Source organism: Pseudomonas sp. RIT-PI-o, assembly GCF_001297215.1.
Classification (GTDB): Bacteria; Pseudomonadota; Gammaproteobacteria; order Pseudomonadales; family Pseudomonadaceae; genus Aquipseudomonas; species Aquipseudomonas moraviensis_A.
Genome location: NZ_LHPA01000016.1, coordinates 254505 through 279542 on the forward strand (window position 1 = coordinate 254505; position 25038 = coordinate 279542).

General features: G+C 61.5%; 15 protein-coding genes and 1 pseudogene. 14 read left to right on the forward strand and 2 right to left on the reverse strand.

Translation table 11 applies throughout. The annotated features are described in order from the left end of the window. Window positions 1-93: 93 nt before the first annotated feature. Window positions 94-5253 (reverse strand): AAA family ATPase, encoded by a 5160-nt coding sequence (locus tag AEQ63_RS07105; protein WP_064362475.1) that lies wholly within the window; start codon window positions 5251-5253, stop codon window positions 94-96. A 351-nt stretch (window positions 5254-5604) separates the two neighbouring features. On the opposite strand from AEQ63_RS07105, the gene AEQ63_RS07110 reads away from it, so the two are divergent. Together AEQ63_RS07110 and AEQ63_RS07115 are read left to right on the forward strand one after the other, a co-directional pair. Further along, a complete protein-coding gene (locus AEQ63_RS07110; RefSeq protein WP_064362447.1) occupies window positions 5605-6594 on the forward strand; it encodes a response regulator in 990 nt (329 codons plus the stop codon). Beyond that, window positions 6591-6986: a response regulator transcription factor gene (locus AEQ63_RS07115; protein ID WP_223259153.1), complete on the forward strand. Its 396-nt coding sequence runs from the start codon at window positions 6591-6593 to the stop codon at window positions 6984-6986. Before AEQ63_RS07110 ends, AEQ63_RS07115 begins: the two co-directional genes overlap by 4 nt. 11 nt (window positions 6987-6997) lie before the next feature. Here the strand turns inward: AEQ63_RS07115 and AEQ63_RS07120 are convergent, their stop codons facing one another. Beyond that, the gene (locus AEQ63_RS07120) at window positions 6998-7591 is read right to left on the reverse strand and encodes a TetR/AcrR family transcriptional regulator (protein WP_064362448.1); all 594 of its coding nucleotides are present in this window, start codon (window positions 7589-7591) and stop codon (window positions 6998-7000) included. A 139-nt stretch (window positions 7592-7730) separates the two neighbouring features. Between AEQ63_RS07120 and AEQ63_RS07125 the strand changes: the two genes are divergently transcribed. The 12 genes and pseudogenes from AEQ63_RS07125 to AEQ63_RS07180 all read left to right on the forward strand — a co-directional run. Further along, window positions 7731-8519, forward strand: a complete 789-nt coding sequence (locus tag AEQ63_RS07125) for an SDR family NAD(P)-dependent oxidoreductase (RefSeq protein WP_064362449.1) — start codon at window positions 7731-7733, stop codon at window positions 8517-8519. 55 nt (window positions 8520-8574) lie between these two features. Further along, window positions 8575-9591: an NADP-dependent oxidoreductase gene (locus AEQ63_RS07130; RefSeq protein ID WP_064362451.1), complete on the forward strand. Its 1017-nt coding sequence runs from the start codon at window positions 8575-8577 to the stop codon at window positions 9589-9591. Between the two features lie 575 nt (window positions 9592-10166). Beyond that, on the forward strand, window positions 10167-12572 hold the full coding sequence (locus tag AEQ63_RS07135) for a glucose/quinate/shikimate family membrane-bound PQQ-dependent dehydrogenase (protein WP_152972334.1): 2406 nt from the start codon (window positions 10167-10169) through the stop codon (window positions 12570-12572). A 97-nt stretch (window positions 12573-12669) separates the two neighbouring features. Beyond that, a complete protein-coding gene (locus AEQ63_RS07140; protein ID WP_042610019.1) occupies window positions 12670-13968 on the forward strand; it encodes a carbohydrate porin in 1299 nt (432 codons plus the stop codon). Between the two features lie 315 nt (window positions 13969-14283). Further along, window positions 14284-15789 carry a glycine betaine/L-proline transporter ProP gene (proP, locus tag AEQ63_RS07145; protein WP_042610020.1) on the forward strand — a complete coding sequence of 502 codons (1506 nt, stop codon included), beginning with the start codon at window positions 14284-14286 and terminating at the stop codon, window positions 15787-15789. Window positions 15790-15954: 165 nt separating this feature from the next. Next, window positions 15955-17658, forward strand: coding sequence for an amidase (locus tag AEQ63_RS07150; RefSeq protein WP_064362454.1), 1704 nt, complete (start codon window positions 15955-15957; stop codon window positions 17656-17658). A 213-nt stretch (window positions 17659-17871) separates the two neighbouring features. Next, complete coding sequence (locus AEQ63_RS07155) at window positions 17872-19167, forward strand: OprD family porin (RefSeq protein WP_064362456.1); 1296 nt, start codon at window positions 17872-17874, stop codon at window positions 19165-19167. A 247-nt stretch (window positions 19168-19414) separates the two neighbouring features. Then, window positions 19415-20122 (forward strand): hypothetical protein, encoded by a 708-nt coding sequence (locus AEQ63_RS07160; protein WP_236705243.1) that lies wholly within the window; start codon window positions 19415-19417, stop codon window positions 20120-20122. After that, window positions 20119-20634, forward strand: coding sequence for a hypothetical protein (locus AEQ63_RS07165; protein ID WP_064362458.1), 516 nt, complete (start codon window positions 20119-20121; stop codon window positions 20632-20634). The genes AEQ63_RS07160 and AEQ63_RS07165 overlap by 4 nt, the downstream gene beginning before the upstream one ends. An 8-nt stretch (window positions 20635-20642) precedes the next feature. Beyond that, complete coding sequence (locus AEQ63_RS07170) at window positions 20643-21152, forward strand: hypothetical protein (RefSeq protein WP_236705244.1); 510 nt, start codon at window positions 20643-20645, stop codon at window positions 21150-21152. 33 nt (window positions 21153-21185) lie between these two features. Beyond that, window positions 21186-22784, forward strand: coding sequence for an ATP-dependent nuclease (locus tag AEQ63_RS07175; protein ID WP_064362461.1), 1599 nt, complete (start codon window positions 21186-21188; stop codon window positions 22782-22784). 332 nt (window positions 22785-23116) lie between these two features. Further along, a pseudogene (locus tag AEQ63_RS07180) lies at window positions 23117-25038 on the forward strand (hypothetical protein); the annotation flags it as partial.

Sequence of the window (25038 nt, forward strand, 5' to 3'; positions counted from 1 at the left end):
TTGTTTTTGCCGACCCTGAATTCAACTCGGTATTGCAAGTCGGCGTACCTCGACCAAACACCTCAGTCAGTCCCCTCTCCCTCCGGGAGAGGGCTAGGGTGAGGGGCTTTTGATCCTGGCGTCCGGCGCCAGCGGCAGTCTGAAACAGATTCGCGCGCCCTCTTCGCTGTCCTCCACGCGCAACGTCCCGCCATGGGCGCCGATCACCGTTCGGCAAATCGCCAGGCCCATGCCCATGCCACTGCCTTTGGTGGTGAAAAATGCGTCGAAAATCTCCTCACGCTGATGCTCGGCAATCCCCGGCCCATTGTCCTGCACAGACACACAGACCTGCCCATCGGCCACCGTCGACTCGATAACCACCCGCCCATCCACAACACCCTGCCCGGCCATCGCCTCCAGTGCGTTGGTGATCAGGTTGTAGATTACCTGCTGGATCTGCACGCGATCCGCCAACACCGGGCCAGCAGCATTGAGCCGGGTGTGCAAGCTCACCCTGCGACTGTGCACATCACTGGCCGTCAGTTGCACTACCTCGCCAATCAACACGTCAATCGAAAGCGGCAGCCGTTGCAGCGGCGCCTGTTTGGCCAAGGCGCGCAAGGCCTGGACAATCTCGGTGGCCCGGGCGCTGTCGGCGCGGATGTCCTCCAGGCCCTGAATCGCTTCGTCGAGATCCGGTGTGTCGCGCTTGAGCCAGCGCAGACTGGCCGAGGCGTTCGATGAGATTCCCAGCAATGGCTGGCTGATTTCGTGGGCGATCGAGGCCGACAGCTCGCCCATCATTTTCAGGTGCGCGTTACGCGCCAGTTCCGCCCGCGAGCTGCGCAAGTCAGCCTCCATCTGCGCCCGCAGTCGGTTGTCTTCGACCAGTTGCGCGTACAACCGCGCGGTCTGCAACGACACCGCCGCCTGCGAGGCAAGGATTTCCAGCATCGTCAGGCGTTCGGCGCTGAACAGCTTCGGAACCAGGCTGTTTTCCAGATAAACCAGACCAATCACCGCGCCTTGTTTGAGCAACGGCAGGCACATCATCGAGCGCGCCTGCCGTTGCTGCAGATCAGCGCTGTAGGCTTGCGGGCAGTCGGCGCGGGCATCGTCGAGCACCATCGGCGTGCGCGTACGCATGGTCGAATTGAGCACTGAAACCGGGGCGATCTGCTCAAACGGGCGCTGGTTGTCCTGGCTGACCCGCACGTTACCCGCCTCGACGTGCGCGGCAGCGGCCAGTTGCAACTCACCGTCAGCGACCAACAACAGCGCACCCCGATCGGCTCCGGCCTGAATCATCAAGTGATTCATCAAGGTTTCCACCAGCCGATCGAGCAGCACTTCTTGCGAGACCGCGCGCGCCGCTTCGATGCCGACTTCCAGATCAAGGCGCACCCGCGTCACCGGCGCTACGGTTTCCAGCGAATACTCGCGAGCCAGAAACGGATGCGCGGCTTCGAGCTGACGCGCCTTGGCCTGCGCGCCCCACTGGACATAACAATCGCGGGCGACGCGCAGGTGATGATGCGTTCCCGAGACCAGACCGTTTGCCAGGCAAACTTCAGCCAATTGCTCATGGGCCAGCGCTTGTTCATGGATGAACCCGGCCGCGGCCGCGGCGATTTGCGCCTGGTCGAAGCAGCGAATGGCGACCAGCCCTTCCCCGCGCACACGGGCCATTGCGCCTTCGACCAGCAGCAGTTTGTTGCTGAAGGTCGAAGGATTGAGCTCCACCCAAGACAGGAAACGCTGACGTTGCTGCTGCAGTTTCTGCAATTTTTCCGCGGCAGAGCCCGGCGCATCGGGACTGGCCAGCGCCAGGCTGTAGAACAGGTAGTAATGGGCCAGATCGATGTGCGCCGGCAGCGACCAGGTCAACGCCTCGGCGTCTTCGAAACGGCGCAGCGCGTAGCGCACTTCACCGAAATAGAACGCCGACATGCCCGAGTACAACCCTTTCCAGAACAGTGTCGGCTGCGAAACGCGACCGCGATCCAGCGGGCCGAAGCGGTCATGCTCCAACGCATCAAGCTCTGCGATCGAACGAGGCTCAGGCCCATTGCGCAGGTCACTGGCAAACGCCTGTTGCGCCAGCAGAATGCGTTCGATGTCGATGTAGTGAAACTGCCGCACCCAGCTCAGGCCGACGTCCAGTTCGTTCAACACGTTTTGCAGCGGTTCGCCCATGAACAGCAAATCCGAGCCGATATGGTTGCAGGCGTAACACGACATGCCGAGATCGCCGCCCGCCTGACCGCATTCGAACGCGGCGAAAGCCTTCTGCCGGGCGTGGGCCATCGGTTTGGTCCACGGGCTGACCTGATCCAGCGCCACCAAGGTGCCGGTGCGTCCCGCTTCGTAGCCATGCAGATCAGTGAGTTCAAGCGCCAGTTCGGCGAAAGCGGCACCGTCCAGATATTCGCCATAGCGGTCGGCGATCATCACGCCGTACCAGGCAAAACCGTAGCCGCTGCTCGGCGTCGTACCATGCAGCAACGTCAGCTCGACCATCTTCGCCAAGTGCAGAAAGGCAATATCGTCCTGCACGAAGAATGAGGCGATCAGCGTGCTCAGCAGCTCCATCGCCACTTCGATTCGCGGCTCGTTGGCCTTGGGCAATGCGGTCAGATCAGCGATCCGTCGCGCGCCGACCAATTGCCGAACCCGCTCGAACGCTTCGCCCAGTTGCGCTTTCGAGGGTTGTCGCTGCAGGTCGATATCGAGCAACGCAAGACCGCTCAACGCTTCGCTGATCGCCCCGTGATAATCGGAGTGCAAAGTGCGCAGACTGGCGCGCAGGCGATAGGTTTTCGCTCGGTCCAGTGTGGTCTCGGCGTGGTTGAGGCATTCATCGAGGCGCTGTTGCGCGCTGGGGAGATCCGCCAGCAACATCGCGCAATCGGCCGCCAGCCAGCGCGCCGCGAAGGCTTGCGGGTAGAGCTGCGTCCAGCCGCTGTCGCCGAGCAAAAATTCGGCGCTGCGCAGATATTCCACGGCCTGCTCAACCGCGGCGCTAGCGCGGGCGCGCTCGGCGGCTTCGATCAACAGCTGGATGAAATCGGCGCGCCGAGGTGGTTGCAGCGCGTTGACGTCGCTGCGCTGAATCTGACTGGCAATGTCGAAGACCCGCGCCTGCCGCTGCTCGCCGCAGTGATCGAGCATGGCGGCGGCTATGCGCGCATGTTCGACGGCGCGCCCGGCTGGCGCCGTCAAGGCAGCGGCCGCCTCGAGTACGCGGTCGTGGGGAAACACCAGTTGGCCCGGTTCGCGCAGGAGAAACCCGGCGCTGACCAGGTAATTCACATCACGCAGCAATTGCGCTGGATCATCCGGCAGCAGTCGCTGCAACAGCGCTTCTTCACAGCGCCCACCGACGTAACCCGCCGTACGCAGCACTTCGCGTGCACTGACCGGCAGACGCTGCAAGCGGTGCACCATCAATTCGGCCACATTGTCGGCGTAGCGATAGCCGTTCACCTCGGCCTGATCCCACACCCAGCGCCGCGTCGTTGCATCGAAACGCAGCAGACGCTCATCCACCAGAGCCCGTGCCACCTGGCTGACGAACAACGGATTGCCGGCGGTCTTGAAATGCACGACGCGCGCCAGCGCCTCGAGGTTATCGACGTCGGCATCGAGTTCGATCGCCATCAATTGCGCGACGGCCTGCGCCGACAGCGGCCGTAATGCAAGATCGCTGACTGGCAATGTCGGGGCGGCGCGCAGGTCATCGCGCCAACTGCCCGGACCTTGCGGTAGCTTGCCCTCGCGATAGGCCAGAATCAGCAACAAATGCCGCGTCGGCCGGGCGATGAAAGCTTTGAGAAACGCTTGGGTCGAGTCGTCCGCCCACTGCACGTCATCGATGAACAACAGCAGCGGATGCCCCGGTTGCGCAAAGACCTCGAGGACATCGAGCAGCGCCCGATTGACTCGGTCGAGGGCATGGCGGGCCGGCATGTCCGGTAATTCGGCGGTGGTACCGATCAGCAATTCGGCGTCCGGCGCCATGTCCACCAGCAAGCGGCCACGGCCTTTGAGGGTATCGCTCAGCTGCGCCCCGAGGGCCTGCAAGGCCAGCGTGGGCTTGGTCAACACTTGGCTGATCAGCGATTGAAAAATCTGCGCCAGTGGCGCGAAGGGTCGGTCGTTTTGCAGCAGTTCAACCTTGCCGCTGGCCCAGTAACCGGGTGCTTGTGTGCGCAGCACTTGCTGAATCAGCGTCGACTTGCCCGCCCCCGGCGCGCCGGCGACCAGCAGCACGCGGGCGATGCCATCGCTGCGCACGCGCTGGATCTGTTCGAGCAGTTGCTTGCGCTCGTCATCACGGCCGAACAGCACATCGCCGCGCGTAGCCGTCGCCCGTGCATCGAAGGCACCGAGGCGGAACGCTTCGATCTGGCCTTTTTTCTGCCATTGGCGCAGGCACCAGGTCAGATCGGCGGCCAGCGATTCGATGCTCTGGTAACGCGCCTCCGGCTCCTTGGCCAGGCCTTTGAGCAGCACATGACAAATGCCTTGCGGCAGGTCGGGGATGTATTGCGCCGGCGACAATGGCTCGACGGCGGCATGCACATGCAACCATTGCGAGGCGTCGCGGGCGGTCAGCGGCGGGCGCCCGGCCAGGGCCTCGTAGATGATTGCCGACAGCGCATACACCTCGCTGCGTTCATCGAACCCGGCGCCATCGCGCTGCAGCTGCTCCGGCGCCAGATAGGGCCAGTGTTCGAGGCTCGGTAGTTCGCTGTCCGGGGTTTCCTGGGCCTGGGTGTGAAAGCCCATCAGCCTGACACTGTCGTCAGCGCCGACCAGCAGATGCCAAGGCAATAAAGCACTCTGTGGGAGCGAGCCTGCTCGCGAAAGCGGTGGGTCAGTCAAGGGCGATGTCGGCTGAATTGACGCTTTCGCGAGCAGGCTCGCTCCCACAGGGTTTTGCGCTGTCTCGGGTTGCCGAGAGTGGGCCAACGCATTCGCGGCGGCGACGGCGATGTTCAGCACGCGCCCGAGCGGCAGGCCGGCGGCGTCGAGCAATCCCGCCAGCGGCGCGCCCCACTGTGGGTAGACCAGCACCGGGCCGTCCGCCGAACGAATCAGCGCGAGCGGGTTGATCGCCCATTGCGATGGCAGCTGCACATGGAAGTCGCGCTCCAGCCGCTGGCACAGCGCCGGACGCTGGATCGGCGCGCGTACGGCAAACCATGTCTGGCCCGAGCGGCTGTCTTCGAGGGTGAACCACGTCAGTTCATGGTCGCGACGCAGCAGGCTGAACCGGCAGATGTCCAGCCATGGTTCATCGAGCATCGGCGCATCGGTCGCGCGGGAAATTGCAGATGAGGATGGCTGGCCGGGCATACACATTCACCGCTGGAAATGGGATTCAGGCTGGTGGCGAAGTATACGCAGCGTTTTTTTGCCAGAGGGCCAGCCGCTGCGCTGATGTCCGTCTGCGGCCTCAAGATGGCCGTCCAGAGCCTCGCACCGTGGTTTTTGAGGCTATAAAAGCGCGCGACTTATCCCTCGGGATAATTGCTTTATGCCAGGCCGTCACCTAGCGTACGCCTGATAACCCGGCGCCCGCGCCCTGTCCTTCTCACCTGCAACGCAGAGGCCTGCATGATCCGACTCGGCCAAGCCACGATTTCTCTGGAACGGCGCGAAGCCTTTCTCGATGGCCGGCCCTTGCGCGTGGGCGGGCGGGCGTTCGAAATACTCTCGGTGCTGATGCAGGCCGACGGGCGCATCGTCAGCAAGGACGAACTGATCAATCAGGTGTGGCCGGACATCGTCGTCGAAGAGAACAATCTGCAAGTGCAGATTTCCTCGCTGCGCAAACTGCTCGGGGAAAAAGAAATCATCCAGACGGTTCCCCGTCGAGGTTACCGATTATTGAAAGACCGCGAACCCAATCTGCCGCTGTTCAACCCACTGGCCTCGGCGCCGATCGTGGCGCAGCCGCCGCCGGTCGATGCGCAATCGGTGCCGGTGTTCATTGTCGACGATGAGGCCTGCGTGCGTACCGCGTTGAGCCGCTTGTTGCGCGCCGAAGGCATCGAACACCGGATTTTCCAGTCCGCCGAGGAATTGCTCGACGCCGACATCGCCAATGGCCCGGCGTGCCTGCTGCTCGACGTCAGCCTGCCGGAAGCCACGGGTTTGCAGTTGCAGGCGGCACTGAACCAGCGCGGCTTGCCGTGGCCGGTGATCTTCATGACCGGCCACGGCACCATTCCGATGTCGGTGCAGGCCATGAAGGCCGGCGCGGTGGAGTTTCTGACCAAGCCCTTCAATGACGATGAACTGCTCGGCATTCTGCGCAACACTCGTCAGCACGCGGCGACGGCGTACGATCAATGGCAACGGGTTCAGCACGTGCGGCAATTGGCAGCGCAACTGACGCCGCGTGAGCGCGAGGTGCTGCCGCTTATAGTTGGCGGTCTGTCGAACAAGCAGATCGCCAACCAGTTGGGCACCAGTGAGGTGACCGCCAAGGTTCACCGTAAACACATCATGGCGAAGATGCAGACCCGCTCGCTGGTCAACCTCGTCGAACTCTACGGACTGATCAGCGCTGCGCCTTCGCCTGGCCCATCGAGCCTGTCGTGAGCGGCCTGGCGGGTTGCCCGACGGCAGCCGACGGCACCCGACCTACCATCGTCTGCATCGTTGATGACGACGCATCCGTGCGCAAAAGCCTGTCGAATCTTCTGCGTTCCGTCGGTTATCGCGCGCAGGTGTATGCCAGCGGCGAAGCGTTTCTCGCCGACGCCGACTTCGCCGAGATCGCCTGTCTGCTGCTGGACCTGCGCATGCCCGGCCTGTCCGGCATCGACGTCATGCGCGCGCTGCCGCGACAGATTCCGGTGATCTGCATGTCTGCTCACTGGGACGAGGCGGCGCTGGCCGAAACCGGGCATTACCAGGCGTTCGAGTGCCTGTGCAAACCCTTCGAGGAAGAGGTGTTACTGGCGGCACTCGACAAGGCCCTGCACCGCTAAAGCTGCTCACTTCAACTGTCCTGCATGGTTTCTTCCTGAGTCTCGATCACGGGCATCGACTCAGTCATCGAAGCGTGACACACCGCCAGGATTTCATCGGCCAGCGCCGAGTCGTCCGGGCAGGCCCGCGACAGCATGATCGCGCCGACCGCATGGGCCAGCAGGTCGATCATTTTGCTTCTGCCCTCACCTTGCGGCGCACCCGGGTATTTCTCGCCCAGGATCTGCAATAAGCGCTCGATGCCCTCGGCGAAAGCTGTCTTCACATCCCCCGACTGCCGCGCCGCATCGCCGCACAGCGCCGCCATGGTGCAACCGGTGGAACGACCATCGCGATGGTCGCGTGAAACGTACACATCGATGAAGTCCTGCACGCTCATCGCCTCGGCGCTGGCCAGTGACTGCGCCAGGCTGTTGGCCGAGGCTTCGGCCATCAGGTCGGCCTTGGAGCCGAAGTGTTTGTAAAAACCGCCGTGGGTGAAGCCGGCCGCCGCCATCAGGTCAGCCACACCAACCCCGTCATAACCGCGTTCGCGGAACATCACTGAAGCCGTTTCGACAATGTGCTCGCGATTGGCCTGAGCCTGAGCTTTGGATACGCGCATGTTGGATACCTCCAGCGCTGAAAAGTCATGGCTCGATGATACATAGATGTTGGCCATAATCAAAACCGTTGACAGTTTAGATTTCGATCATCATCCTAAAAGCCCGCAATCACTCTTCTACTGAAAAAGAGCCGACACCATGACTACTCGCCCTACTGTTCTGATCACTGGCGCCTCCACCGGCATCGGCGCGGTCTACGCCGCACGTTTCGCCCAACGCGGGCACGATCTGGTGCTGGTCGCCCGTGACCAGTCGCGTCTGGACGCCCTCGCCACCAATCTGCGTGCCGAATACAACGTCGATGTCGAAGTACTGCAAGCCGATCTGACCCGGCTCAGCGATCTGCAGACTGTCGAAGCGCGCCTGCGCGACGACGCGCGCATCGGCATCCTCGTCAACAATGCCGGCGCCGCGCAGTCCGGCACGTTCATCGAACAAAGCACTGACAGCGTGGCGCAACTGGTCGCCCTCAACACCACTGCGCTGGTGCGGCTGGCCAGCGCCATCGCCCCGCGTCTGGCCAAGGCTGGGAACGGCGCGATCATCAACATCGGTTCGGTGGTGGGCCTGGCGCCGGAGTTCGGCATGTCGGTGTATGGCGCGACCAAAGCGTTCGTGCTGTTTCTCTCCCAGGGCCTGAGCCTGGAGCTGTCGCCGAAAGGCGTGTACGTGCAAGCCGTACTACCCGCCGCCACCCGTACGGAAATCTGGGACCGCGCCGGTATCGACATCAACACGCTGACCGACATCATGGAAGTCGGCGACATGGTTGACGCTGCGCTGGTCGGTTTTGATCGTCGCGAAGTCGTCACCATCCCGCCGCTGCATGAAAGCGAACGCTGGGATGCCCTGCAAACCGCGCGGCAGGGCCTGCTGGGGCAGATTCGCCAGTCGGCCGTGGCGCCACGTTATCTGCCTCAAGCCTGACTGCAACCGGACCCGCCGCCAGTGCGGCGGGTTCCTACCGACAAGAGCATCCGTAATGAAAGCATTTTTCATCGAGCGCTACGGCAAGCAGAACGGCCGGATTGGCGACGTCCCCGAACCGCTGATCGGGGAAAACGACGTGCTGATCGAAGTGCACGGCAGCAGCATCAACCCGCTGGATCTGAAGATTCGCAGCGGCGAATTCAAGATGATCCTGCCCTATCAGATGCCTTTGATATTGGGCAACGATGTCGCCGGTGTGGTGCTCGGCACTGGTGCGGCGGTCAAGCGGTTCAAGCCGGGCGATGAGGTTTATGCCCGTGCGCCTGAAAACAGGATCGGCACGTTTGCCCACCGCATCGCCGTCGACGAAACAGCGGTCGCCCTCAAACCCGCCCGTCTCGACATGACCGAGGCGGCGTGCATGCCGCTGGTGGCGTTGACCGCGTGGCAGGCATTGGTTGAAGTCGCCAGGTTGCAAAAGGGTCAGAAAGTGTTGATCCACGCCGGCTCCGGTGGCGTCGGCACAGTCGCCATTCAGCTGGCCAGACACCTCGGCGCTTTCGTCGCGACGACTACCAGCACGGCGAATGTCGAGTGGGTCAAAGCGCTGGGCGCTGACGTGGTGATTGATTACACGCAACAGGATTTCGCCAGCGAACTGCGCGATTACGATGTAGTGCTCAACAGCCTCGGTGGCGATGTGCTGGAGAAATCGCTAAAGGTGCTGAAACCGGGTGGGCAGCTGATTTCCCTGTCCGGACCGCCGACTGTGCAGTTCGCCCGGGAGCGGGGGTTGTCCTGGCTGCTCGGGCTGGTGATGCGTGTGCTTAGCAGCCGCATTCGCCGTAAAGCCCGCAAACACGGCGTGCGTTATGCGTTTCTGTTTATGCGCGCCGATGGCATTCAGCTGCAGAAGATCAGCGCATTGATCGAGGCTGGGGTTATCAAACCGGTGATCGACCGGATCTTTGGCTTCGATCAGATAGCTGACGCCTTGCACTACGTCGAACAAGGCCGGGCCAAGGGCAAGGTCGCCATCGTGATCGATCCTGAAAGCCCCTCACCCTAGCCCTCTCCCAAGGGAGAGGGAACTGACCGAGTTGAATGTGCGAGTTACACCGACCTGAGATATCGAGGCGATCACAAGCTCGGAATGCCCACGATGATCAGCTCCCTCTCCTCGGGGAGAGGGCTGGGGTGAGGGGTGAATTCACTGCGGTGTTTTGGGCATGCCCACCATCATCCGATTTCAAGCCGAACTCAGTCCCGAAAGATCAAAAGCCCCTCACCCTAACCCTCTCCCGGAGGGAGAAGGAACTGACCGAGTTGAATGTGCGAGTTACACCGACCTGAAATACCGAGGCGAACACAGGTCTCAAAGAGCCCACAAATCAGCTCCCTCTCCTCGGGGAGAGGGCTGGGGTGAGGGGTGAATTCACTGCGGTGTTTGGGCATGCGCGTTGCAGCTCCAAGCCCGACTCGCCCCTCCTGCTGAAACTTCGAGAAACCCCTCTCGACTTGCGTTTTCCCCAACCTGCACCACGCTTGATTCACAGAAGTGCCGGGTTTCATGGCAAAACTGCGGTTAACTGAATGGTTAGTTACCGCTATAATCCCGCGCTTCATTCAAACGGGACTTTCAATGTGAACCACAGTCAACGCGTCTCAGGCGTTTCAACGTTCATTCTCGTCGGCCTTGGCGTGATCATCGCCCTGCTCGGTCTGGCGCTCGCGGCCGGCGGTGTGAAGCTGGTCAGCCTGGGCGGTTCCTGGTACTTCCTGGTCGGCGGTCTGGCGATGACCGTTTCCGGTGTGCTGATCGCACTGAAGAAAACTGCAGGCGCTTGGCTGTTCGCCGCGTTTCTCGTGGCGACTGCGATCTGGGCGGTGGCTGACGCCGGGCTGGTGTTCTGGCCGGTGTTCTCGCGGCTGTTCATGTTCAGCGCGATCGGTATGGTCGTCGCGCTGGTCTACCCGCTGCTGGCGCGTGCCAATGGCCGCGTTGCCGGTCGCGGCGCGTATGCCGTGGCCGCTGTGCTCGCCGTGGGTGTGGCGGTTGCTGCGGGCAACATGTTCGTCGCGCATCCAACGGTTGCGGCCACTGGCACCGGTCCGGGACTGACCCCGGTCGAGCCGGCCAAGGCGCAGAAAGACTGGGCGCACTACGGCAACACCGAAGGTGGCAGCCGCTTCGCCGCGCTCGATCAGATCAACCGCAACAACGTCGACCAATTGAAAGTCGCGTGGACCTACCACACCGGTGACGTCGCCGAGAGCGATGGCAACGGCGCCGAAGACCAGCTCACCCCGCTGCAGGTCGGCAACAAGGTGTTCATCTGCACTCCGCACAACAACCTGATCGCCCTCGACGCCGACACCGGTAAAGAGCTGTGGAAGAACGCGATCAACGCGCAATCGAAAGTCTGGCAGCGCTGCCGTGGCATGGCTTATTTCGACGCCACCGCCACCCTCGCTCAGCCGAGCAATTCTTCGATCATCGAAGCCAAACCGGCGCCGGCCGCCAACTGCCAGCGCCGTCTGCTGACCAACACCATCGATGCCCGCCTGATAGCGGTCGACGCTGACACCGGCGAGTTCTGCCAGGGTTTCGGCAACAACGGTCAGGTCGATCTGAAGGCCGGTCTGGGGGATGTTCCGGACAGCTACTATCAGTTGTCGTCCGCGCCATTGATGGCCGGCACCACCGTGGTGGTAGGCGGTCGCGTCGCCGACAACGTGCAGAGCGACATGCCCGGTGGCGTGATTCGCGGGTTTGACGTGATCACCGGCGCCATGCGCTGGGCGTTCGACCCGGGCAACCCGCAGGATCGCAATGCACCGGCCGACGGCAAAACCTACGTGCGCAGCACGCCGAACAGCTGGGCACCGATGTCCTATGACGCGGCGACCAACACGGTGTTCCTGCCCATGGGCAGCTCGTCCACCGACATCTATGGTGTCGAGCGCAGCGAACTGGACCACAAGTACGGCGCCTCGATCCTCGCGCTGGATGCCAGCACGGGTGAAGAACGCTGGGTGTTCCAGACCGTGCACAACGATCTGTGGGACTTCGACCTGCCGATGCAGCCGAGCCTGATCGACTTCGACAAGGACGGCCAAAGCGTTCCGGCGCTGGTCATCGGCACCAAGGCCGGGCAGATCTATGTGCTCGATCGCGCCACCGGCAAGCCGCTGACTGAAGTCAAGGAAGTACCGGTGAAAGCCGCGAACATCCCCAACGAGCCGTACTCGCCGACCCAGCCGAAATCCGTGGGCATGCCGCAGATCGGCGCGCAGCACCTGACCGAGTCGGACATGTGGGGCGCCACGCCGTATGACCAGTTGCTCTGCCGCATCGACTTCAAGAGCATGCGCTACGAGGGTCTGTACACCGCCCCGGGTACTGACAGATCGCTGAGCTTCCCGGGTTCGCTGGGCGGCATGAACTGGGGCAGCATCTCCACTGACCCGGTGCACGGTTTCATCTTCGTCAACGACATGCGCCTGGGTCTGTGGATTCAGATGATCCCGTCGCAGAACAAGGGCCAGGCCGCAGGCGGTGGCGAAGCACTGAACACCGGCATGGGCGCTGTGCCGCTCAAAGGCACGCCGTACGCAGTGAACAAGAACCGCTTCCTCTCGGTGGCCGGCATTCCGTGCCAGGCGCCGCCGTTCGGCACGTTGACCGCGATCGACATGAAGACCCAGAAAGTCGCGTGGCAGGTTCCGGTCGGCACCGTTGAAGACACCGGTCCTCTGGGCATTCGCATGCACTTGCCGATCAAGATCGGTCTGCCAACCCTCGGCGGCACCCTGTCGACCCAGGGTGGCCTGATCTTCATTGCCGGCACCCAGGACTTCTACCTGCGCGCCTTCAACAGCGGCAACGGCGAAGAAGTCTGGAAAGCGCGTCTGCCAGTCGGCAGCCAGGGCGGCCCGATGACCTACGTTTCGCCGAAGACCGGCAAGCAGTACATCGTCGTCACCGCTGGCGGCGCACGTCAGTCGACTGATCGCGGCGATTACGTGATGGCCTACGCCCTGCCGTAATCCGCTGCTGCACATCCACCCACTCCCCAGCGCGCGGTGCCTCACAGCACCGCGTCGCCGTTTTATTGCGTTGAAGATTTCAGCAGGAAGGATTCACATGTCATCGGCTGTTCGCTTTTCCCGTTCCAGACTTTGCACCAGCCTGTTGCTGGGCCTGAGCTGCACCACTGCCCTGCCCGCGCTGGCCGCCAGCGATTCCGGTCTGCTGACCCGCAGCACCCTCACCGGTGACTGGGGCGGCTTGCGTCATCAACTGGATGAAGACGGCGTCAAGTTCAGCGGCGATTACAGCGGCGAAACCGCTTACAACGCCGACGGCGGCCTGCACCGTTCGGCGCGTTATTCGCAGAACATCAAGCTCGGCGTGCAGTTTGATCTGGGCAAGCTGTATGGCGTCGACAATGCCGGCAAGGTGCAACTGACCATCAACGACCGTCGCGGCAACAGCGCTTCGGAAGATCTGGTCGGCAACCGCTTGCCGATTCAGGAAAACTACGGCGGCCTGTACACGCGCCTGACCGAGCTCAGTTACGAGCGCAGCCTGTTCACTCCGGCGCTGAACGTGAAGCTCGGCTACATGGCCATGGGCAACGACCTCGGCGGCCTCGACAGCGGCATTCTGTGCAACTTCATGAACGCTGGTTTCTGCGGCCATCCGCTGAACATGTCCGGCGGCAGCGGCTGGACCAACTACCCCAACGCGCGTTTGGGCGTGCGGGTCAAATACGACCTGTCGCCGTCCTGGCAACTGCGTGTGGCGGCGTTCAACGTCGACCCCGAGAGCAATGGCAATTCCAGCCGCGCCTGGCATTTGGGGCCGAAACACACCACCGGCACCGTCGTACCGATCGAGCTGGTGTACAAGCACGCCGGCGAGCTGCCGGGTGAATACAAGCTCGGCTATTACTACGACAGTTCCGACGTCAAACGCATTGGCAGCGACGACGAGGTGTCCGGTCGTGGCGGTCATTACCTGCTGATCGATCAGGCGATATGGCGTTCGCCGACCTCCGAGGGGCGCAGCCTGCATGCGTTTGGTCAGTATTCGGCGGCCAGTGAAGCGGCCTCACCGTTCAGCAAGTGGTACGGCACCGGCGTAGTCCTGTACAAACCGTTCGAAGGCCGCCCGCGTGACACTCTGGCGCTGGGCTATGGCCGCGCCGTGCCGAACCCGCGCAGCCGTGATGTTCAGCAGGATGCCGCCATGGCCAATGGCGCTGCGTTCCCGCATCTCGACAGCGCTGAGCAACTGATCGAATTGGGCTACGGCTACCAGGCCACCCCATGGCTGACCCTGCGCCCGAACCTGCAATACATCATCGAACCGGGCGCGTTCTCCGGGCAGGACATCGACAATGCGCTGGTGGTGGGGTTGCAGGTGAAGGCTGCGCTTTAAGCCTTGTGGTGGATGCACCACCGCTATCGCGAGCAGGCTCACTGCTACAGGGTTTGTCGTCGGGCGCAAAATCCCGGCAATGCACAAAACCCCTGTAGGAGTGAGCCTGCTCGCGATGGCATTGGTTCAGGCAATCACAATTTTTGAATGCTCAACCAGTTCCTTCAGAGCACCGACCAGTCACCCACCTGTCGAAATTAATTCCAGCCATCGGTGAATTATTTCGTGTCCGCATGTATCTGAGGCAGAAGAGCCGGCGCCATCATGGAGATGGCATCGCAGCGGTAATCTGGATCAGCGAGCGGGAACATCGCAATGAAATCACGCAAGAACACCGTCAAACCGATCGGTTTGAAAGACATCACCATTGTCGACGACGCCAAGATGCGCAAGGCAATCACCGCCGCCGCACTGGGCAACGCCATGGAATGGTTCGACTTTGGCGTCTACGGCTTTGTCGCCTATGTGCTCGGCAAGGTCTTCTTCCCCGGCGCCGATCCCGGCGTGCAAATGATCGCCGCGCTGGCGACCTTCTCCGTGCCTTTCCTGATTCGTCCGCTGGGCGGGCTGTTCTTTGGTGCGCTCGGCGACAAATACGGCCGGCAGAAAGTCCTCGCCGCGACCATCGTCATCATGTCCCTGAGCACCTTTGCCATCGGCCTGATTCCGTCCTATGCCTCGATCGGCATCTGGGCGCCGATCCTGCTGTTGCTGGCGAAGATGGCCCAGGGTTTCTCCGTGGGTGGCGAGTACACCGGCGCCTCGATCTTCGTCGCTGAATACGCACCGGACCGCAAACGCGGCTTCCTCGGCAGCTGGCTGGATTTCGGCTCGATCGCCGGTTTCGTCTTTGGCGCCGGCGTGGTGGTGCTGATTTCGACGATCCTCGGTGAACAGCGCTTCGAAGAATGGGGCTGGAGAATTCCGTTTTTCCTTGCCCTGCCGCTGGGCATGATCGGCCTGTATCTGCGCCACGCCCTGGAAGAAACCCCGGCGTTCCAGCAGCACGTGGAAAAGCTCGAACAAGGTGACCGCGAAGGCCTCGCCGGTGGCCCGAAAGTGTCGTTCAAGGAAGTCGCGACCAAGCACTGGCGCAGCCTGATGACCTGCATCGGCGTAGTAGCGGCGACCAACGTCACCTACTACATGCTGCTCACCTACATGCCGAGTTACCTGACCCACAACCTGCATTACAGCGAAAACCACGGCGTGCTGATCATCATCGCGATCATGGTCGGCATGCTCTTCGTGCAGCCGCTGATCGGCTTCGTCAGCGACAAGATCGGCCGCAAACCCTTTATTGTCGTCGGCAGCATCGGCCTGTTCATCTTCGCCATTCCGGCGTTCATGCTGATCAACAGCGGGAGCATCGGCCTGATCTTCTCCGGCTTGCTGATTCTGGCGGTGTTGCTCAACTTCTTCATTGGCGTCATGGCCTCGACCCTGCCGGCGATGTTCCCCACCCATATCCGCTACAGCGCTTTGGCCAGTGCCTTCAACGTCTCGGTGCTGATCGCCGGTCTGACCCCGACTGCCGTGGCCTGGCTGGTGGAAAGCACCAACGATCTGTACATGCCCGCGTATTACCTGATGGTGATCGCCGTGGTCGGCCTGATCACCGGCGTGACCATGAAGGAAACCGCCAACAAACCCCTGCGCGGCGCGGCCCCGGCGGCCTCCGACCTCGAAGAGGCCAAGGAACTGCTGCAGGAACACCACGACAACATCGAACAGAAAATCGAAGACATCGATGCCGAGATCGCCGAGCTGGAGGCCAAGCGCAAGGTGCTGGTTCAGCAGCACCCGCGCATCAACGAGTGATCCGCCAGACCCAGAAAAAATCGGCGGGGCCGTCACCCCGTCGATTACTCGGAGCGCGGCTTGGTGTTAAATAGGCGCCAGTCTTGACCTTGTCGCTTAAAGCCGTGCAACGAGAACCGCTATGAATACCCCTGCCCAGAACATCTTCGCTCAACAGGTGACCCGATGATCGAAGTCACCGAAGTCTCCATCGCCGAACTGCGCGCCGCCCTCGAATCCGGCCAGACCACTGCCGTGGAGCTGGTACAAGCCTATCTGGCGCGCATTGATGCCTACGACGGCGCCGACACCCCGACGGCACTCAACGCCGTAGTCGTGCGCAATCCTGAAGCGCTGAACGAAGCCCGCGCCTCCGATGCCCGCCGCGCCAAAGGCGCAACCTTGGGGCCGCTCGATGGCATCCCCTACACCGCCAAGGACAGCTACTTGGTCAAAGGCCTGACCGCCGCCTCCGGCAGCCCGGCTTTCGCCGAGCTGGTTGCCCATCGCGATGCTTTCACCATCGAGCGCCTGCGCGCTGCCGGGGCGATCTGCATGGGCAAGACCAACATGCCGCCGATGGCCAATGGCGGCATGCAGCGTGGCGTTTATGGCCGCGCTGAAAGTCCCTACAACGCCGCTTACCTCACCGCGCCTTTCGCCTCCGGCTCGTCCAATGGCGCCGGTACCGCTACCGCAGCGAGTTTTGCTGCATTCGGTCTGGCGGAGGAAACCTGGTCGAGCGGTCGCGGCCCGGCGTCGAACAATGGACTGTGCGCCTATACCCCGTCGCGCGGGGTGATTTCGGTGCGCGGCAATTGGCCGTTGACCCCGACCATGGACGTCGTCGTGCCGTTCGCGCGGACCATGGCCGACCTGCTCGAAGTGCTCGACGTGGTCGTCGCCGAAGACCCCGACACCCGTGGCGACTTGTGGCGCCTGCAACCGTGGGTGCCAATCCCCCGCGTCAGCGAAGTGCGCCCGGCGGCGTACAGTGAACTGGCCGCCGACGCCAAAGCCCTGGCCGGCAAACGCTTCGCCATCCCGCGCATGTACATCAACACCGACGATGACGCCGGCACCAGCGAAGCCCCTGGCATCGGCGGCCCGACCGGTCAGCGCATCAACACCCGCGCTTCGGTGATCGACTTGTGGCAGCAGGCGCGTCAGGCCCTGGAAGCCGCCGGTGCTGAAGTCATCGAAACCGATTTCCCGCTGGTCTCCAACTGCGAAGGCGACCGCCCCGGCGCGCCAACCGTGTTCACCCGTGGCCTGGTCTCGAAGGAATTCCTCCACCACGAACTGTGGGATCTGACTGCCTGGGCGTTTGACGACTTCCTGCAGGCCAACGGCGACCCGAAACTCAATCGTCTGGTCGACGTCGACGGGCCGAGAATCTTCCCGCACGACCCCGGTACCCTGCCCAACCGCGAAGGCGATCTGGCCGCCGGCATGGACGAATACGTGCGCATGGCCGAACGCGGTATCACGCCGTGGAATGAAATCACTACCGTGCCTGATGGCTTGCGCGGTCTGGAGCAAACCCGGCGCATCGACCTCGAAGACTGGATGGATAAGCTCGGCCTCGATGCGGTGCTGTTTCCGACCGTCGCTGACGTGGGCCCCGCGGACGCCGATGTCAATCCTGCCTCGGCCGACATCGCCTGGAGCAACGGCGTCTGGGTAGCCAACGGCAACCTTGCGATCCGCCACCTCGGCGTGCCGACCGTGACCGTGCCGATGGGCGTGATGGCCGACATCGGCATGCCCGTCGGCCTGACCTTCGCCGGCCGCGCCTACGACGATTCGAACCTGTTGCGCTTCGCCGCTGCGTTTGAATCGACCGGCAGCAAACGCCAGATCCCACCGCGGACACCGCCGCTGGTGTAACCCTTACTGACACACCGCTATCAACTGTAGGAGTGAGCCTGCTCGCGATAGCGGTGTGTCAGGCAAGATTTGTTCAACTGACACACCGCTATCGCGAGCAGGCTCACTCCTACAAGGGTTGTGTGTAGGCTGCCAACTCAGCACACCGGCCCAATCCTTTTCAACCCAATCCCCCGATCATCAGCGCCATCCAAATCGCCACCGGCCCTGACCATGATCAACCGCGCCCCTTTCCGTTTCACCCTGCTTGCCATGCTCTGCGGTCTGACCGGCACCGCCCACGCCAGCGGCTTTTTCAACGATGCCAAAAGCGACGTGCTGCTGCGCAACTTCTATCTCAGCAACGACTACCGCTCGCCTGCACCCTCCGGAAAAAACTACAAACAGGAATGGGCTCAGGGCTTTATCGGTAACTTCTCATCCGGTTTCACCGAGGGCACAGTCGGGTTCGGCATCGATGCCCACGCCTTCGCCGGGCTGAAACTCGACGGTGGCAAAGGGCATTCGGGCACGGGTCTGCTTCCGGTCGACAGCGATGGTCGCAGCGAACACGACTACTCCAGCGCCGGCGGTGCGCTCAAATTGAAAGTCTCCCGTACCACCCTCGCCTTCGGTGAAATGACCGTAGAGAACCCGGTCTTCGACACCTCCGACAAACGCCTGCAACCGGAGTACGCCACCGGTTTTCTGCTCAACAGCGCCGAGTTCGACGACGTCAATCTGGTCGCCGGACATTTCACCGCGTTCAAGAACCAGGACAGCTCATCGGGCAAAGGTGATTTCTACGGCTATGGCGCCAACACCGAGGCCGGCGGGATCAGTTTTATCGGCGCCGACCTGTTCGGCGCAAGCCCCATCGGCGGCGCACTTTACGCCTCCGAGCTAAGCGACACCTGGCACCAGTACTACGGCAACCTGCACTTCAAACAGTCCGGCGTGCTGCTCGACGCCAACCTCTACCACACCCGCGACACCGGCCGCGCATTGGCCGGCGAGATCGATAACACCGCGTTCAGCCTCTCCGGCAAATACAGCTTCGGCTCCCACGCGGTGATGCTCGGCTGGCAGCGCATCAACGGCGACACGCCGTTCGATTTCGTTGGCGGCGACTCGATCTACCTCGCCAACTCGATCAAATACGCCGACTTCAACGGCGCCAACGAACGTTCCTGGCAAGCCCGCTACGACCTCGACTTCGGCGCCTTCGGCATCCCCGGCCTGAACTTCATGACCCGCTACGTTCGCGGCAGCCACATCGACGGCACCCACGCCCCCAAGGGCGGCGCGTACAGCCCGTTCGACGCCGACAGCGGCGACTATCAACCGCAACAGGGTGATGGCGGCAAGCACTGGGAACGCGACATCGACCTGAAATACATCGTCCAGTCCGGTGCCGCGAAGGATTTGTCGGTACAGCTTTCCCACGTCACCCACCGCGCCAACGAAGCGCAGGCTGGCGATGACATTGACCGGATTTACGTGGTCGTCCAGTACCCACTTGGTTTCTGAAAGAAACACTCACGTCCCTTTGCAATACGGCCCCATGTAGGAGTGAGCCTGCTCGCGATAGCGGTGTGTCAGTCAACACCAATTTCTCGGGAGGACGCCATCGCGAGCAGGCTCACTCCTACATCGGATGCGTTTCCCATCCAAACAGTAGCCGAATCTATCCTTGCAGCACGGCGATCACCGCTAGCCAAATGCCATCACCTCCCTTATCCTGCGCACCCGCAAAAAAAGCCAAGCCAGGAAGGCATTGATTGACCTTCCTGTTTGTAGTCAATCAACACACCCGGATTCAGGGATGAACATGTTCCAGTTATTCAAACTCGGCATGGCCGTTGTGCTCGCCGCGACGCTCAGCGGCTGCATTACCGAAAGCGCCTCATGGGTCAGCGAACCCTTGCAACCCAAGGCCAGCGAGCCAGTCAGTTACCTCGTGGGATCAATCGGGCCGCAATCTCTCAAGCAGTCCGCTGCTGATAACCAGCGAATCTTCTTCCGCAAACGCGGTTCGGAGTACGGGGCCGCCGGTGTCTGGAAAATGGCCGGCGCTTACTCAACGCCGCAGGATATTCAGGACGGAGTCGGCGCAGCGAGCGTATTCGTGCTGCCGCTCAAGCCGGGCGATTACGAGTTCTATGATTTCCAGTTCTTTTCCGCACGCTACCAACCAGGGCTCGGCACCGTTTTCACCTCAGCCGAGGCCCGCGAGAAATTCAACCTGCCGATGCGCCTTGAAGCCGGCAAGGCCTATTACATCGGTGAGTTCCGTTCGTTTTGCATGACCGCAGGATTCTGCGCGTTCCGCTGGAATGATCAAAACGCCCGCGATGCCGCCGTCGCTCAGCGCATGACCCCAGGGCTGCCAACCCTGCAACCGCTGAAGCTCGACCTGAAAAACGCTGAGCCCTACATCTTTACCGGCCCTACTCCAGGTGCGGCCGTGGACGCCAAACCATGAAAACAGTCATCGCCCTCACCGCCGCCGCTCTGTTGACCGGTTGCGCGGCCACCAACACCTTGCCAGAGCGCACGCTCGCGGACGGTCAAGATTATCTGCAGCCGATTCACGTTATCGTCGATGACCCGGAAAACGGCTCCAGCCTGCGCAACCACCTGCGTCAGACCGGCGTGTTCCGCACCATCGAAACCGGCAGCGGCAAAGCTGACGAGTACAGCGTGCAGGTCAAACTCAATGTGGAGCGTCACCTGCCGGCGTTTCCGGTCATCCTGCTGAGCAGCGCGACGTTGTTCCTGCTGCCGCTGTCGAACGAATTCGACACGCAAAGCGAATTCACCGTGTTCCAGGGTGACAAGCGCCTGAAGCAATACACCTATCGCAACACCACTGAAAAATACATCTGGCTGCTGGATCAGGGCGGTGAGATGCGCGAACAGAACCTCAGCCGCATCGCTCGCGCCTTCGCGCAGGATGTGCAGCAAGACCGGCTGATCCCGGCAGTCGCGCAATGAATCTCGCCATGATGAGAGTCGCTGGCCTGCTCTGCGCCTCACTGATGCTGGGCGGCTGCGCCAACACCTTGCAACCGCTCGACTACCATGCCGACCAAGCCTATGTGCCGGTCACGCTCGGCATGGGGCCGGCGTATACGCGCATCGACGAGCAGCATCAGCGCGAAACCATCAGCGTCCTGAAAAAAACCGGCGCGTTCTCGATGCTCGATGGCGGTTACACCCGCAACGGCTACAGCCTGTTGATCACCGAACCCGGTGACGGCAAGGTCAACTGGCTGGCGCTGGTCAACGTCTTCACACTGTTCACCTTCCCGATGCCCTACCACTACCAGGACAACCTGCGCGGCTCGGTCTTCAAGGATGGTCAACTGCTCAAAACCTACAACTACTCGCGCGAGGGCTGGAGCGTAATGGCGTGGTACGTGCCGATTCCAGCGTTTGAAAACAAACGGCAGATGCTCGATCAGTTATTGCGCGAGATGGATCGGGACCGGCTGATTCCTTACAGCCACTAGCATTTTTTCAAGGCCAGGAGGCCGTTCTACCCCATGAAGATAAAGCACATCTGGCTGTCGGCCATACGCACGCTCAACACGCCAAGCCAAACGGTTAACGCCAATAACCTCATGTCGCACTGGCAAGCACTGCAGCAGAGCGGCGCGATCACCCTTGGCGATATCAATGTTTTCATTGGCGAGAATGGCTCGGGTAAATCAACCGTCATCGACATGGTCAGGGCGTTGAAACACCCGGAAATACTGGCCTCGCTCCCACGGGAAAATCCGCCGCGACAGATTCTGCCCGGCTACAGCATCAGCTTTGATAATGACGACAATTGGTCGTACTTCTTTTCCGGAAATACGTTCGACCCGGATCTGGACTGCATTGAAAACGTCGCGTGCAGTCAGCTCCTGCTCATACCCAGCCAACGAAAACACTATGTGCGTTCCAGCGACCTGCACAAGCACGCCCTGTTTTCACCCGTACCGCGTTTTTACGAATACGCCAATATTCATTACCGCAACGGCATGACGCTCGAAGATCAATTCAGCGAAGACGCTGTCGCGGAACTGAACAAAAGCAAGCCGTTTCTGTGCAGCCTGGCGACTGATCGGCAAGGGAGTTTCGGTGCCACGCTGATTGACGACGGCACTTTCCAGCTCGGCGAGGACGGTCGTTTGTCGGTGTGGATCAAGGACGACCCCAAAATGCCCAACCAACTACCCGTGAGCTGGCTTCCCACAGGCTGGAAGTCTTATGCGCTGATGGCCGCCTGGCTGCGAAATTGCCCGAAGCATGCCATCTGCCTGCTGGAGGAACCGGAAAGTCACCTGCATCCGAAAATGCTCAGGTTTGTGATGGATTCCCTGATCGAAATTGCCACCGAACGCCATCAACAACTGCTGATCAGCACGCATTCTGCGACCGTCATCAATATCGCGGCGAAAGACAAACTAACGTTGTTCGAGATGTGCGGAAGCCATATCAAGAGCCAGCCCGATCGGCGCGACATTCTTGATCGTTTGGGCTATCTGGCGTCGGATATCCTGCAGGCCAACTGCATCGTCTGGGTTGAAGGGCCCTCAGACCGTACGTATCTCAACTACTGGCTGGCAGGCCGTGCCCCCGAGCTAGTTGAAGGTATTCACTATTCGGTCATGTATTACGGCGGCAGGCTGCTGAGCCACCTCGGCGTAGCGGAAGAAAACGAAGACGACAGTGAAGATAACAGTGCCGACTTCATCAATCTGCAGTCGTTGAACAGAAACTCGGCGATTCTGATCGACAGCGATAAATCCAGCGCCAAGGGAAAACTGCGCAAGACCAAAGAGCGCGTGATTAAAGAGATCCAGGCTAACGGCGGCGTCGCTTGGGTCACCAAGGGTCGGGAAATCGAGAACTACATCGCCCCCCAATATATGGAAGTGGCGATCAAGCAAGTTCACCGTACTGCCAAACGCATCGTTTCCCAGTCGATCTGGGCCAATGCCCTGGAATACAAGAAGCTTCACGCACGCAAGAAAACCGTGGCCAACAAGGTCAAGGTCGCGGCGAAGATCAGCAGTGAGTACAAGCCAGATTATTCGGTTCTGGACCTCGGCGAGCGCATTGATGAGCTATGCACATTCATTCGCAAATGCAACTGAACTGCCTGGGCACTGAAGCTCCGGCAACGAGCGCCTGATCAGGCAGGCTCGCTCGCGCAGCGCCATGGATTTCTCATGCGACAAGGACCCGTCCTGCCTTGACGAGATCGCACCCTCGATCATTACCTCTGCCCACCCGGCTCCACGCAACCACCGTTAAGCGACGCCGTCACCGCCGTAAGGCGCTTGCAACCGACGAAGCTTTCTCGGGCGCAGCGTCCGGAAAGGCGACCGCTCGTCGGATATCACCGCACACCTGTCAAGTCTGACAGGTGTGCATTCACGCCAAGTCGCTTTAACTCGTTCCGTCACTTCCCGTCGGAGCCGTCTCCATGTCCAGCCCCCAAAAACCCCTGCTACTCGCAGAACTTGGCATTCCTGGTCGCAGCAAGGACCCGGTGTCTAAGGATCCCGATGTCTGGGGTATCAACATCGCCGCCGCGCTGGACAACTTTCCGTATCACGGCCTGCGGTGCGAGGCGGGGCCGTGGGGAAATATGGCGAGTGGCGACAGGCTGACGATATTTTGGGGCACCGGGTACAACGTGGTGAGCAGGACCGTCCTCAAGGACGAGGTCGATACGCAACTGCGCATGTTCGTGCCTTCGCGGCACATGGTCGACGGCGAGTTTGCGGTGTCCTATTCCGTCAAGCCGCTGGGCGGCACAGATCAACCGTCCGAAGTCATGCAGGTGCTGGTCAAGCTGACGCGCCCGGGTGGCCACGATAACAACGGTGACAACGGCCATTCCAAGCTGATCATGATCATTGCGCAGGAGATTCTTGACGGCGGCATCCACGAGGGCAACGTGGCCGCTGGCGTGGACATCAGCATTGGCAAGGCCGACGGCACCCCCCCCTATCCCAACGCCGCAGCAGGCGATATTTGCCGCGTGAGTTGGGGTGGATTCTTCGTGCCCAGTGCTCCACTGACACAGGAGCAGGCCGAAGGCAAGGCGCCGATCATCATCACCATCACCGAAAAAATCATCAGAGACGCCGGTGATGCGCCCGGCGTGGCCGTGGTGTTTGAGGTGTACGACTGCGTCTTCAACCGCTCCGAGGACTGGAGCCCCGAGCAGCGCGTAAAAGTGGCGGTGGATGCGACCCGGCTGGGGGCACCGTTGCTCAGGGAAACGCTGAACAACGTGCTGGATGTCGACGAGCTGGGCGACGCCGATGGCACCGTGCAAGTTATTGCCACGGATACGAGCAAGTTCGAAGTCGGAGACGAGGTATTCATCAGGATCAAGGGCACCCCCGTCGAAGGACCGCCGATTAATTGGGAACCGTCAGCAGGCGTGGAGTTGAAAAGTGTGCCGAGCATTATGGAAACCACGGCTCCCAACGCCGTGCTGCGCCAGTTGGCCAAGTCGCAGATCACCTTGTCTTACCGACTGGAAAAAGCCGACGGCTCCGACGATCTGGAATCCAAAAGCCAATTCATCCGCGCCATCGGCGAAGTCCAGCGCCTGGCCGAACCGATCATGCTGGACGAGGATTCCGGTGCCCTGAACCCACCGCTGGACGTGGTACTCATGGACATTCCATTCGATACCTCCTTCGTCGAAGGTTATGTCCTGCAGCCGATCATGCTCGGCACCACCTCCGGCCTGAAGCCGTACCTGCCTGCTCTGCCAACGCGCCCCATCACCCACAACGACATCGTCGCAGCCAAACCGCTGTCGTACAGCATTGACGGCAACCACCTGACCCCGGTCAACGGCGGCACGGCGGAGTTCTACTACCAACTCCTGATCCCGAGCGCGGCGTTCGCCAAGCTGGACGCGTACCAGGCCTCCCACGCCATTCGCGAGTCGATCCACACCGACATCCTGCGAGTCGGCAAACCACGCCGGGAACTGCCCGAACCGGTGGTGGCCGGCGGGGTGGACGGCGTCCTGCCCGCCGACACCCCCGGCACCACCGCGACGATCATCTACACGGAAACGGTCAAAGGCGATGAAGCGTTCATGTTCTGGGTCGGCTCGATCACCGGTGAGTATCCCGACTCGATCAAGCTGAACGAATTTACCGCCGGTAAGGAAATACCGTTCACCATCCCGGCCGCGATGATCAAGGACAACGAAGGCGGGACGGTGGTGGCCAGGTACGAAATCAAGCGTGCGGATGGGAGGACCAGTTATGCCGAGCCGTTGAAGTTCGATGTCGGCGTGGCGCTGGATCTGAAAGAGCCGAAAATCAAGCAAGCCCCGAGCGACACCAGCCTCGACCCGCGGGAGGCCGAGAACGC